Below are 12,090 nucleotides of genomic sequence, written 5' to 3'. Positions count from 1 at the left end.
AAATAAGCCTTGGTGCGTGTTGGATCGGGTGCAGGAAACGCATTAAGATATCGCGTCGCGATGGCGCCGGGGCGCGCCGAGAGATCGGAGCGAGATATTGGCGCCCGAATTGATCGTCCAAAGCGGCGAGGCCGGAGAGCCTACGCGCGTTTTCGCTTCCGGCGCATGGACTGCGGCGCATGCCGCCTCGATCGAAGAGAAGCTTGGTGCGGTCGGATTGGACGTTTCGGATGCGCGCCGGCTCGAGATCGACGCGGCCGGCGTCGTCGAGCTCGACACGTTCGGCGCCTGGCTGCTCGAGCGCCTGGCGCGCTCTTTTTCGGCGCAAGGGCTCGAGACGCAGCTCGCCAATGTCCCGGAGCGGTTTTCCGACCTGCTCGACGAGATCAGAGCGTGCAACAAAATTAAGGTCGTCCCGGTCAGGCGAAACGCCATTCTCACCAAGCTCGAAGATCTCGGCGTCGCGACGACGGAATTCCTTCAAGATCTCGTCCGGTTGATCGACCTGGCGGGACGCCTCGGCTCCTCCATCGCGCTCATTCTCCGGCGCCCGCGCCGGTTTCGGCTCGCTTCGACTGTGCATCATCTCGATCGCGTCGGGTGGCAGGCCTTGCCGATCATTTTTCTGATGACGTTGCTCATTGGCGCGATCATTTCGCAGCAAGGCATTTTTCATTTCCGAAAGTTCGGCGCCGGCGATTACGCGGTCGATCTGGTCGGCGTCCTGGTCCTGCGCGAGATCGGCGTGTTGCTTGTCGCAATTATGGTGGCCGGCCGCTCGGGCAGTTCCTACACCGCCGAACTCGGCTCCATGAAGATGCGCGAGGAGATCGACGCGCTACGCACCATGGGCCTCGATCCGGTCGAGGCGCTGATGCTGCCGCGCATCGTCGCGCTGGTCATCGCCATGCCCATCCTCACCTTTTTTGGCTCGATGTGCGCGCTTTACGGCGGCGGCCTGGTCGCATGGTTTTATGGCGGCATGAGCCCGCCGATCTATATCGCCCGCCTCAAGGAGGTGATCACCGTCACGCATTTTCAGGTCGGCATGATCAAGGCGCCCTTCATGGCGCTGGTCATCGGCCTCGTCGCCTGCTCGGAGGGGCTGCAAGTCGCAGGCAGCGCCGAATCGCTTGGCCTCAAGACCACCGCCTCCGTCGTGAAGTCGATCTTTCTCGTGATCGTCATCGACGGCTTCTTCGCCATCTTCTTCGCCGCGATCGGGATGTGATCGATGGCGCCGTTGTCTGGTCAGCCGATCATCCGCGTGCGTGATCTCGTCGTCGGCTTCGGCGAACAGACCGTGCTCGACGGCGTCTCGCTCGACGTTCGGCGTGGCGAGATTCTCGGCGTCGTAGGGGCCTCGGGCGGCGGCAAATCGGTCCTGTTGCGGACGATCATCGGATTGATTCGTAAGAGGCGAGGCGTCATTTCGGTATTCGAAGAGGACCTCGACCGAATCTCATCGGAGGAGATGCAGGCCATCGAGCGGCGCTGGGGCATTCTATTCCAGCAGGGGGCGCTTTTTTCCTCCCTGACCGTGCAGGAGAACGTGCAGTTTCCCATGCGAGAGCATCTCCGCCTGTCGGAAACATTGCTGGAGGAGGTCGCGACGGCGAAACTCGAAATGGTCGGCATGAGCCCCGAGGACGGCCGGAAAATGCCGTCGGAGCTTTCGGGCGGCATGGTCAAGCGCGTCGCCCTCGCCCGGGCCCTCGCGCTCGACCCAGAGATCGTCTTTCTCGACGAGCCGACGTCGGGCCTCGATCCGATCGCGGCTGGCGATTTCGATTCGTTGATCGTCACCTTGCAGCAGACGCTCGGGCTGACGGTCTTCATGGTCACGCATGATCTCGACAGCTTGCATTCGGACTGCAATCGCATCGTCGCGCTCGCCGACCACAAAGTGGTCGCGGAGGGCTCGATCGCCGAGATGCTCGAAAGCGAGCATCCCTGGGTCAAAGACTATTTTCGCGGAAAGCGCTCCCGCGGCGTCGCCGGGACGCCGACTGTCGCGCAATGAGGCTGAGATGGAAACGCGCGCGCGATATATCCTAATTGGTCTTTTCGTCTTCGTCGCGAGCCTCGCCGGCTTCGGATTCGTATATTGGCTGCATGCGACCGGCGGCCTTGGCGAGCGCGCGATCTATCGCGTACGCTTCGAGAATACGGTCTCGGGATTGCGGCCCGGCGCGGGGGTGTCCTTCAATGGCATCAGGGTCGGCGAAGTCACCGATCTTCACCTGCGCGCCGACAACCCGTCCCAGGTGATCGTCACGATCGCCGTGGCGCTCGGCACGCCGATTCGCGCCGACACCGAGGCTCGGATCGAGGTGCAGGGCCTCATGGGCAGCCCCTCGATCGCGCTGAGCGGAGGCTCGCCGAATCTGCCGCCGATGACGGCGGCGCCGGGCGCGCCGCCTTTGCTAGTGGCTGCGCCCAACGCTGGGCAGGATCTCGCTCAGGCGGCGCGCGAGACGCTTGCGCGGATCGACAAGATTCTTGCCGAGAATTCAGATCCTCTTCACGAGACGATCGCCAATTTAGACACGTTCTCCGGCGCGCTCGCGCGCAATTCCAAGAGCGTCGACGGCATTCTCTCCGGCCTCGAAAAGACATTCGGCGGGGGCGCCGCCAAGGGCCCGCCGCCGACTTTCGACTTGACCGCTGCTCGCGTTACTGTTTCGGCGGCGAAAAAGCCGCCAAAGGAGCTCGTTGTGGCGGATCCGACGACCGTGGTCCGCAACGACACGCAGAGAATCATACTTGTGGCGAGCGATGGGCAAAGCTCCTTCCTGGAGAACGCCCAATGGGCGGATAGCGCGCCGAAGCTCATCCAGGCCAAAATCATTCAAAGCCTGGAAAACGCGAATTTCCTCGCCGGAGTCGGGCGCCCGTCCGATAATCTCACGGCGGATTATCAGCTATTGATTGATCTGCATGCGTTCCAGATCGCCGAGACGGCGCCGCCTGTGGCGAGCATCGAATTTATGGCGAAAATCGTCGATCAGAAGGGGCGGATCATCGATAGCCGCTTGTTTCGCGGCGAGGCTCCGGTCAAGGCGATGGACCCACCTGCGGCGACGGAGGCTCTCAATCAGGCTTTTTCGCAGGCGGCGACGGATCTCGTGCGATGGGTCGCGCAGAAGATCTGAGGCGCATGTCGATCTGAAGCGAGTTCGTGTCGATTGGATAAATTCGTCAGATCGGCACGTGATCGCTTCCAATATTTTTGAGCGGAATGCGGGCGGAAAACCGGTTTCCGCTTTTCTTTCTCCCGCTCTAGAATTTCTCGACCCATGGCCGAAGCTCAATCTCCCAAGTCCAGGCGCTGCGCGGCTGCATCAGAATGTCGAAATAGGTTTGGGCGATGGCTTCGGGATCGAGCTGACTGTCCGGTCGGCCGGGTGGATTGGGATAGGCTGGGTGCCTGATCGCGCCGTCTATCACGAAATGCGCGACATGAATCCCCTGCGGCGCAAGCTCCCGCGCGAGGCTTTGGGCGAGGCCGCGCAGCGCGAACTTCCCCATCGCGAAAGGCGCCGATTGCGGATAGCCTTTGACGCTCGCCGAGGCGCCGGTGAAGAAAATCGCGCCCCGCCGCCGGGGGATCATCCGCCGCGCCGCCTGTTGCGCCACCAGAAATCCTCCGAACGCGCCAATGCTCAGGCAACGCGCGACGTCTCTCGGATCGAGATCGAGCAGAGGACCTCGCACCCGCGCGGCGGCGTTATAGACGACGACCTCCGGCGGGCCGATCTCTTTCTCGACTGTCGAAAAAAGATCTGCGACCTTTGCCGGATCGGAGGCGTCGGCCTGATAGGTCCGCGCGCGGATTTCGGCTGCGAGCGGTGCGAGCTTGCCGATGTCGCGGGCCGCGAGCCCGACAGCAAGGCCGTGTCGCGTGAACAAGCGCGCCAGAGCCGCGCTCAGTCCACTGCCGGCCCCGACGATCAATGCCGTCTTGAATCCCTGATCTTCCATCGCCGTCTTTCTTCGCAACTTCTGCTCAATGGGAGAGCAGGGCGCAGCGGGGCGTCCGGGTTAGAAGGTCGCGGGTGACGCCTCCGAGAATCCATTCGCGGACCCGGCTATGGCCGTAGGCGCCGGCGACGATGAGATCCGCTTCCTCCTGGCGCGCGAGCGCATTCAACTCGTCGGAGGTTTTGGCGATCGCATTCTGAACGAGGCACGACGCCGTCACGCCGTGCCGGCCGAGCCAGGCGGCGACGTCCTCGACGCGCGCGCGCGCCGCGTCCGGCTCGCCGCTTTCATCGATTTCCGCGACGATCGCCTTCTCGCATTTCAAAAGAAGGGGCAGGGCGTCGAAGACCGCGCGGCGCGCCTCTCGCGCATCCTTCCAGGCGATCAGGACCCGCTTTGCAGCGAGCGTCTCGACATTCTGCGGAACGACGAGAACGGGTCTGCCGACGAATGTGACGACGTCGCTCGGGATGAGTTGCCGCAAAGAGTCGATCGGATCGCCGGACGCGCGCCCGCCGATGACGACGAGATCGGCGGCGCGGCTTTGCTCGGCGACGAAGGAGGTCGGCTGGGTGAGCGCCGATCGCCACTCGATCTGATTCACGCGTCCAGCGAGGCCGGCGCGGAATTGCTGCTCCGTCTCGCGCAGACGCTGCTCGAGATCAGAGCGATCTTGCACGACGAGTTCCTCGGCGACCATTCCATCGGTGAAATAGAGGGGCATTGTTTGCGCGCAAGCCGCGACGCCGATGACGCTCGCGTCGAAACGCTGGGCGAGGTCGGCGACGATTTTCAGCCGCGCCTCATTCGTTTGATCGAGATCGAGATGAACCAGAAAGGTTGCATAGGACAAGGGCTGGCCTCCACTGAGATCGGCGAGCGCAAAATCGCGCACAAGCTCTAACGACGCTTTCGCGAATGCTCATGACGGTTTATGGCGCATAGGAGCCGTCGCCTTGACCTTCCTCAAGTCGAAGCTAGCAAATTTGCATTCCGGGCAAAAGGAGGTTCCGCGCCGCGGCCGCTTCATGAGAGGAAGGCGCGCTGTACTCAATATATCGCGCAGGCCGATCGAATTTTTAGAACAGAGGCGAAGCCTATCAGAGATCGACAGCCTTGATCGCGTCGAACGTCTCGGCCATTTCCGCGAGGCTCACATCGGCGATGAGGGCCGAGGCGAACACGTCCTCGCCCGCAAGCCAGCGCGCTTCGCAGCTATTGTCGGCGAGAGCGATTTGCAGGCCTTGGTTCAGCTCATAATTGGCCCAGCTCAATCCCGCGTCGCGCAACGCCGACTGCATGGAGTTCTGCACCAGGCTGCGCACCGTCAGATGCAAGGCCGAGATCGGGACGTCGCCCGCGCGCCCCGCCATGGCTTCGGCGCAAGCGCGCTGATCGAACGAAGCATGCCCGCGACAGGCCATGGGCCGCACGGGATAGATGACGCATAAATCCTGCTCGATAAAAGGGCAAACGAGCCCTGCCAGCATGCGCTGTTGCGGATCGAGCCGCCTCGTCATGCGATCGGCGTCGATGATTTTGCCCTCGATCTCGAGGCGCTTCGGCAAGTCGTTGATCGTGCGCGCGATCAAAAGGATTTCCGGCGCGGTCGCCGCCACCCGGATCGCGCAGCAGGCGGCGCATCCGCCGTGGCACGCCACGGCGCCGCCGCAATCAGCGGGCTCCGCGACATTGCGCTCGAAGGCGTCGAAAGCCTGCTGGAGCAAGGCCTGGACCTGCTCCCATTGCACGGGCGCGGCGAGACGTGCGCCGAATCCGCGATGCAGCGCCTTGAAGAAGCCCAAGGGATTGGATTGATCGAGCAGAAAACTATCCTTCGCGTCGGTTGTGGCCTCGCCGTCCTGTGCAGGGGCGAGACGGGCGGCCAAAGCCGCCCGCTTCCACAGCGATCAAGCTTCCGCTTCGCGCCAGATCGTTTCGAAAGCGTCGACTTGGATGCGGAAAACGCCACGGCCGCCAGAAAAGGCCTGATAGCAGGAGGCCGCTGTGCGGCGGGCAAGCATGTCGAACCAATCCTGCGGATCGACGTTCGCCGGCCGATGGTTCACCATATTGACCCTGCCATTGGGATGGAAGCGGACATGAACGATCACTTCGCCGTGGGTTCCGGCGTCGCGGCCGACCGGCGCCGACGACTTGCTTTGGGCGTCAGAAGAAGTCTTTGTTTTAATGTCCAAAACCGCCGTCGCTTCAATATTGTCCGCCATCCAGAACTCTCCCTTTCTGCAGGTAAAACGCGCCGCTAGAGCGGCGCGCCATGGGTATGGCTGTCGCGTTTACGACAAGTCAACGACAAATTTTCGGCAGCGACGATCGGTCGCTGCCGCGCCTCGAGCAAGAGCGCATGAGAATCGGGCTTCAGTCAGCAGCTCGATAAGACGGGCGCGCGGACGGCCAAGAGGACCGAAATCCCGCCCGCGCGCCCGTCGCCGAGACGCGAGCGGCCGAGCCACCATTCGGGTGACGCTCCGCTGGCGGTTCGCCGCCGGCCTCTCGCGATGCGAAAACGCTTGCGCATCGTCATGTACTATAATTACATAATGAGTGGCGTGTCACGCTATTTGTTGGTCCGTTCGGACGAGCGGGAAGGAGCCGCCTTCTGGGCGGCTCCAATAGTCTCGCTAGCGGAGCTAGGCGCTTCGGCGCGCGGCTTTGGCGAAGCTCCGTAAGGCGCGATCACGAGTGGGAACCGGGAAACGGCGATGAATTGGCGAGAAGAATATAGCAGCTTGGGGTTCATCGTGGTCGAGGGCGCCCTTTCTCATGATCTTATAGACGGCCACCTAGCCGAGGTCGAGGCGCTGCTGCGCGAATACGGCGCCACGGACGCCGCGACATTCGCATCGCTCGCGCCGCAGGCCGATGATAGGCTTATGACGGCGATGCTCTATCTGCATCGTCGCGGCGACAGCGCCGGCAACCTCCTTCACGGCCCAATCATCCGCTCGATCCTGCGTCAGCTTTTCGGCGGAGAGCCCTCTCTCGGCTTCGCCCGCAGCGCGTTTTGGCAGCCGGAACGCGTGCGCGCCCATGTCGACACGATTTTCCGCTCGCCCGATCCGCCCTATTCGGTCTGTCGAACCTGGTGCGCCCTCGAAGACATTCATCCCGATAGCGGGCTATTCTATCTCGTTCCAGGCGCGCATCGCGCCCTCGCGCCGCGCCTTTGCGGAGAACTGCTGAGCGAGCGTCCCGATCTCGCTGCGCTCTTCGATCGTCTTGGAGAAGAGCCGGAATTATGGCGCCGCCTTCATAATCAGGCATGGCCATTTGTAAGCGCAAAGGTCGAATCGCGGGTCAAGCCGCATGAGAGATTCGCGCCGCAGCTGAAGAAAGGCGACGTCGTCTTTTTCAATCCCGCAATCGCTCATGGCGCATTTGCAAGCGCCGATCCCAGGCTCACGCGCAAGATGATGCTTGGCGAATGGACGGTCAAGCACCCGGCGGGAGCTGAGTATTTCGCGCCCCTGGCCGCACGGGCCGCTCGCGCGCGCCTGTCGCCGGCGAGGAAGGATAATCTCATCGACATCCGGCCGATTCTCGCTGCGCGTTCAGAGACGCGCTGAGCGCCGCTGGACGCTGGCGTGGTTCTTGCCGCAACGAGCTCGAGCCGTCGCAGGCTCTTCCTCCTACGGGGCCGATGATGCGAAAATGGGACGTGTTTTTCACCGCCACGAAAATTTCTAAAGGGCTCGAGCTCGATTTGTTCGAGAACCCGGAATCGAATGACGAGCCGCCGCGCCTTAGCGCATTCGACGTGCTGAGCTTCGAGGTCGTCTCGCGTCGGACGCGCTTCGAGGGGAGGGTGCTGGAGGTTCAAGACAGTGGCGAGGCCGTCATCGAGGCCCAGGGCGCGCGATGGCGGATTTCGCCGGCGACCGACGCCGATAAGGTGCATCCGGTCGCGCGATATGGACGCGCTTCGATCTTCATGGTGCGCGACCTCGTCGCGTGATCGAAGCGGTCCGCGCGTTGCGCGCGGACCAAAGCCGCGCGAGCACGTTTATTGGAGCTTGACGTCCTTGCAATTCTCCGTCGCCGGCCAGCTTGTCTGCGACGCGTTGGTCTTCGTCAGAACGACCTTCGGATCCGTTTGGCCTTCGACCGGTTCAGTATCATAGGAGAGCTTGTAGGCCGTTTGATTGGCCTCGGCCGCTCCGTTAGGGTCTTTGGTGCCCACCGCTACGAAGACGAAGCCGTTTGGAGAGGCCTTGCCATTAGCTGGGATCGACTTGGTCGAAACGACCGGCGCTCCGAGATCTTTCAAGAATTTTGTTTCCTCGGAAACAAACTGGCGTTTCCATCCGCCGATCCAGGTCGCCTTTTCCTTCTCTGACGACTGGTCCACGAAAAGGCGCGTCGGCAGGAACAAGAAATCAACATTGCCCTTGGCGTTGTCCACGGTTTCGATCTTGAAGATGACATAGGCTTCGTTGGGCCTGTTCGACGTCCCGCCAGTTCCATTGCATGCGCCGACCTGTTGATAGGCGATATCGGCGGTGCCGACGGGGGTGACGCCCGGAATGTAGCATCCAGACAGGGCGAAGCATGACGCCGTGACGAAGAGAAGCGACGAGACGTGCAGTCTTGGGGCCATTGATGCGATCCTTTTTTGATTTTGGTCGGGTGAGGCCGCCGAGACTCGCGACAACGCCAATTCGCGCGACGCCCTAATGACGGGGTCGACGCTGCTCGCGTTCGATTTCGAGATTCTTTCTCGGCGATTGGCCGGAGGGCCTGTGCAATGGACGCCGCGATCGCCGTAGTTCGGCCTCGCGTCGATTTTTCCTCCCGAAGGATCGTCTATAGCGTTTTCGATGGCTCAGAAAGCATAAACACACGCCAGAGCGACATCAATAAATTGTGTTGCGCCCGCCCATATGGGCGTCGGCGAGGCTTCTTCGCCGTCGCCGACGCTGTCGCGCGGCGTTCGACTCTTCGGCGAAGAAGCAGGCGTGGTTGTCTTCAGCCCTCCACCTCGGCCGGCGCTTCGACGGTATGCAGAGTTTCCAGCTTTGACGCCGCCAAGGCCGCAGTCTCGACTGCCGGCGCTTCGACCGTCGGCTGCTCGATCGCGGCCGCGACTAGCTTCGGCGGGGAATCCGGTCTTGCGCCGACCTTCGCCGCTTTCGGCTTTTCCGCGTTCAATCTCAAATTGACGCACATAGGCGTCGGAATCTCCACCTCGACTTCGAGCGTCGAAACAGCGTCGCCGCGCTCCATCTTGACCTTGATGCTTTCCCGCTCGACCGGAAAATGTTTCGCGACCACCGCGACGATCTCGTCCTGGAGAATTGCGATCAAATCCGACTTGCCGACGACGGCGCGCTCATGCGCAAGCAGGATTTGCAATCGCTCTCGGGCGACGGGGGCCGTGTTGCTCGGCCGTCTGAAGAAGCTGATCAGATTCATGCGGCCCTCCGTCCGAATAGTTTGCCAAAGAGGCTTTTCCGATCGCTTGGGATCGTCATGCTGAGCGTTTCGCCGTTCAGCCTTTTGGCCGCGTCGAAATAGGCGCGCGCCGGCGCGCTCATGGGATTGGCGAGCGTGACAGGCGAGCCGATATTGGAAGCCCTAAGAACTTCCTCGCTCTCGGGCACGATCCCCAGAAGCGGGATCGAGAGAATTTCCAGCACGTCCTCGATATTCAGCATTTCGCCGCGCTCTGCGCGCCCTGCGTCGTAGCGGGTGAGCAGCAGATGCTTTTCGACGCGCTCGCCTTTCTCGGCCTTTTCCGTCTTGGAATCGAGCAGGCCGATGATGCGGTCGGAGTCGCGGACCGAAGAGACTTCGGGATTGGTCACGACGATCGCGACGTCGGCGTAACGCATGGCGAGAGTCGCGCCGCGCTCGATGCCGGCGGGGCTGTCGCAGACGATCCAGTCGAACTTTTCCTTCAGCTCTTCGATGACCGCGGCCACGCCTTCGTCCGTCAACGCGTCCTTGTCGCGCGTCTGCGAGGCGGGCAACAGCGACAGGGTCGGGACGCGCTTGTCGCGAATAAGTGCCTGAACCAGCTTGGCGTCGCCGTTGACGACATTGATGAGGTCATAGACGACGCGTCGTTCGGCCCCCATCACGAGGTCGAGATTACGCAAGCCGACGTCGAAATCGATGAGGACGACGTTCTTGCCCTCCTGGGCGAGGGCCGCGCCGAGCGCGGCCGTGGATGTCGTCTTGCCGACGCCGCCTTTGCCGGATGTGACGACCAAAACCTTGGCCATTGCATGATCTCCCTGTTCGACTTCAGTCTTGAGCTGTCACCATCACCGTTTCGCCGTCGAGCCAGACTTGGACCGAGCGGCCGCGCAAATGCGGCTCCATATCGTCTGCGGTCATGTAGAGTCCGTCGATCGCGAGGAGCTCGGCTTCGAGCTTGCGGCAGAATATCCGGGCGCGCGGATCGTCCGCGCCGGCGATCGCGCGGCCCCGGAGCGCGCCATAAATGTGGATCGAGCCGCCGGCCACGATCTCTGCGCCGGAGGCGACTGAACCGACGACGATCACGTCGCCTGCGAGATGCTCGATATATTGGCCCGAGCGAACCGGACTATCGACCAGGAGCGAATGCGGGCGAGGGGGCGGAGCCTGCGGCGCGGGCTGATCGACGTCGAGCGCCGCCATCACGGAATCTTGCGCATTGTCGTTGCGTCCGCCGCTATTCAAGAGCGGCGGGAGCTCCGCGTCGCGCCACGCGCGATCGGCGCCCTCCAAGCCCAGCACCTCGATCTTTCGCTCGCGCAGATCCTTCGTCAATTGGATCGTCTCGGCCATGGTCGCTTCGCAGGCGGAAATGTCGAGCGCGATGGGCCGGCCGATGAAGAAATCAGGCGAGCGTTCGAGCCACCCGTCGAGCTCGGCGAGCCAATCGGACAGGGGCGTCTCCGGCGCGAGAGTCATCGCGTGGAACGAGCGGCTGTGAAAACGGATCGACTGGCGGGGGCGGGCTGCAACGGTCACGAGGAGGCCTCAAGAGTCTGCTGGGTTCATTTACGCAGCGTATGGTTAACGACCGGTTAAGCTAACCGTTGAAAAGCGCGCCGTTTTTCACGCCGCCGTCACCTTGCTTTAGGAGATTTTTCAAGTATCGATTGGGCCTTGCCAGCGTTAAGAATAAGTTAAGCGGGGCGCCGGAGAGCGGTGGAAATATGCGCATCGGCGTCGATTGGGGCGGCACCAAAATAGAGGCGATCGCGCTCGACGACGCAGGCGCGCTCCTGATGCGCCATCGCGCGCCGACCCCTTCGGGCGATTACGAAGGTACGCTGCGCGCCGTGGCGGCGCTCATCGCCTTTGTCGAGAAGGGGCTCGGGCGGCAAGGCTCGATCGGCGTCGGCGCGCCGGGCGCGGTCTCGACGCGGAGCGGTCTCGTCAAGAATTCAAACAGCACGGCGCTGAACGGCAAGCCGCTCGAGCGCGATCTTGCCGAGCTTCTCGGGCGGCCCATCCGGCTCGCGAATGACGCCAATTGCTTCGCGCTCTCGGAGGCTGTCGACGGGGCGGCCGCGGGGCGGCGCGTTGTATTCGGCGTGATCCTCGGCACGGGCGTCGGCGGCGGCCTCGTCGTCGATCGGGAGGTCGTCGCTGGACGCAATCGGATCGCCGGCGAATGGGGCCATAATCCGCTGCCCTGGGCGCGCGACGACGAGCGGCCGGGCGCGCCATGCTATTGCGGCAAATCCGGCTGCATCGAGACTTTCTTGTCTGGGGCAGGGCTCGCGCGGGATTGCCTCTCCCGCACGGGGCGACGGAAATCAGCGGAGGAGATCGCCGAGGCCGCCGCATTGGGCGACGCCGACGCCGAGGTCAGTCTCGCGATCTATCAGGACCGATTGGCGCGCGGCCTCGCCTCGGTGATCAATGTCGTCGATCCCGACGCGATCGTGCTCGGCGGGGGCCTGTCCAATATCGCGCGGCTCTACGCCGGCCTTCCCGAGCTTGTCTCGCGCTACGCCTTTTCGGATGGCGTCGAGACGCCGATTCTGCCTGCGCTGCATGGCGATTCGAGCGGCGTGCGCGGCGCGGCCTGGCTCTGGCCGAGCGTGTGACGAGGGGCGGTCGGCGGATTCGTCTTGACCAGAAAAT

At 62.8% G+C, this 12,090-nt stretch carries 13 protein-coding genes and 1 pseudogene; 6 read left to right on the top strand and 8 right to left on the bottom strand.

Features of this window, described 5'->3' with window-relative positions; genetic code table 11:
* Positions 1 to 97: 97 nt before the first annotated feature.
* The 3 genes from METAC_RS0109970 to METAC_RS0109960 are packed head-to-tail and all read left to right on the top strand — an operon-like array spanning position 98 to position 3,155.
* Positions 98 to 1,231, top strand: coding sequence for an ABC transporter permease (locus METAC_RS0109970; protein WP_051335501.1), 1,134 nt, complete (start codon positions 98 to 100; stop codon positions 1,229 to 1,231).
* A 3-nt stretch (positions 1,232 to 1,234) separates the two neighbouring features.
* Complete coding sequence (locus METAC_RS0109965) at positions 1,235 to 2,023, top strand: ABC transporter ATP-binding protein (protein ID WP_026606909.1); 789 nt, start codon at positions 1,235 to 1,237, stop codon at positions 2,021 to 2,023.
* 7 nt (positions 2,024 to 2,030) lie between these two features.
* Complete coding sequence (locus METAC_RS0109960) at positions 2,031 to 3,155, top strand: ABC-type transport auxiliary lipoprotein family protein (protein ID WP_026606908.1); 1,125 nt, start codon at positions 2,031 to 2,033, stop codon at positions 3,153 to 3,155.
* A 127-nt stretch (positions 3,156 to 3,282) separates the two neighbouring features.
* Here METAC_RS0109960 and METAC_RS0109955 read toward each other — a convergent pair whose 3' ends face one another.
* The 4 genes from METAC_RS0109955 to METAC_RS26805 all read right to left on the bottom strand — a co-directional run bounded on the left by METAC_RS0109955 (position 3,283) and on the right by METAC_RS26805 (position 6,212).
* On the bottom strand, positions 3,283 to 3,984 hold the full coding sequence (locus METAC_RS0109955) for an SDR family NAD(P)-dependent oxidoreductase (protein WP_026606907.1): 702 nt from the start codon (positions 3,982 to 3,984) through the stop codon (positions 3,283 to 3,285).
* 25 nt (positions 3,985 to 4,009) lie between these two features.
* Entirely contained in the window at positions 4,010 to 4,837 is an 828-nt protein-coding gene (locus tag METAC_RS0109950; RefSeq protein WP_026606906.1) for a universal stress protein, read from the bottom strand.
* Between the two features lie 247 nt (positions 4,838 to 5,084).
* On the bottom strand, positions 5,085 to 5,873 hold the full coding sequence (locus METAC_RS0109945; protein WP_245257460.1) for a YkgJ family cysteine cluster protein: 789 nt from the start codon (positions 5,871 to 5,873) through the stop codon (positions 5,085 to 5,087).
* A gap of 21 nt (positions 5,874 to 5,894) precedes the next feature.
* On the bottom strand, positions 5,895 to 6,212 hold the full coding sequence (locus METAC_RS26805) for a hypothetical protein (RefSeq protein ID WP_198017288.1): 318 nt from the start codon (positions 6,210 to 6,212) through the stop codon (positions 5,895 to 5,897).
* A gap of 495 nt (positions 6,213 to 6,707) precedes the next feature.
* Between METAC_RS26805 and METAC_RS0109930 the strand changes: the two genes are divergently transcribed.
* Both METAC_RS0109930 and METAC_RS0109925 read left to right on the top strand, forming a co-directional pair.
* Complete coding sequence (locus METAC_RS0109930; protein WP_026606903.1) at positions 6,708 to 7,571, top strand: phytanoyl-CoA dioxygenase family protein; 864 nt, start codon at positions 6,708 to 6,710, stop codon at positions 7,569 to 7,571.
* 74 nt (positions 7,572 to 7,645) lie between these two features.
* Positions 7,646 to 7,960 carry a hypothetical protein gene (locus tag METAC_RS0109925; protein ID WP_245257459.1) on the top strand — a complete coding sequence of 105 codons (315 nt, stop codon included), beginning with the start codon at positions 7,646 to 7,648 and terminating at the stop codon, positions 7,958 to 7,960.
* A 48-nt stretch (positions 7,961 to 8,008) separates the two neighbouring features.
* Here the strand turns inward: METAC_RS0109925 and METAC_RS0109920 are convergent, their stop codons facing one another.
* The 4 genes and pseudogenes from METAC_RS0109920 to minC all read right to left on the bottom strand — a co-directional run bounded on the left by METAC_RS0109920 (position 8,009) and on the right by minC (position 10,965).
* Entirely contained in the window at positions 8,009 to 8,602 is a 594-nt protein-coding gene (locus METAC_RS0109920; RefSeq protein ID WP_026606901.1) for a hypothetical protein, read from the bottom strand.
* 524 nt (positions 8,603 to 9,126) lie between these two features.
* Positions 9,127 to 9,417: pseudogene (gene minE, locus METAC_RS27095) on the bottom strand (cell division topological specificity factor MinE); the annotation flags it as partial.
* Positions 9,414 to 10,229 carry a septum site-determining protein MinD gene (gene minD / locus METAC_RS0109905; protein WP_026606900.1) on the bottom strand — a complete coding sequence of 272 codons (816 nt, stop codon included), beginning with the start codon at positions 10,227 to 10,229 and terminating at the stop codon, positions 9,414 to 9,416. The pseudogene minE and the gene minD, both read right to left, overlap by 4 nt.
* Positions 10,230 to 10,251: 22 nt before the next feature.
* A complete protein-coding gene (minC, locus tag METAC_RS0109900; RefSeq protein WP_026606899.1) occupies positions 10,252 to 10,965 on the bottom strand; it encodes a septum site-determining protein MinC in 714 nt (237 codons plus the stop codon).
* A gap of 188 nt (positions 10,966 to 11,153) precedes the next feature.
* Here minC and METAC_RS0109895 point away from each other — a divergent pair, with 188 nt between their 5' ends.
* Positions 11,154 to 12,053, top strand: a complete 900-nt coding sequence (locus METAC_RS0109895; protein ID WP_026606898.1) for an ROK family protein — start codon at positions 11,154 to 11,156, stop codon at positions 12,051 to 12,053.
* Positions 12,054 to 12,090 lie beyond the last annotated feature (37 nt).

The sequence above is a fragment of the Methylocapsa acidiphila B2 genome, assembly GCF_000427445.1.
Lineage (GTDB): Bacteria > Pseudomonadota > Alphaproteobacteria > Rhizobiales > Beijerinckiaceae > Methylocapsa > Methylocapsa acidiphila.
The sequence above is the reverse complement of the archived record's forward strand: the minus strand, read 5'-3'. Positions and strand labels throughout refer to the sequence as shown.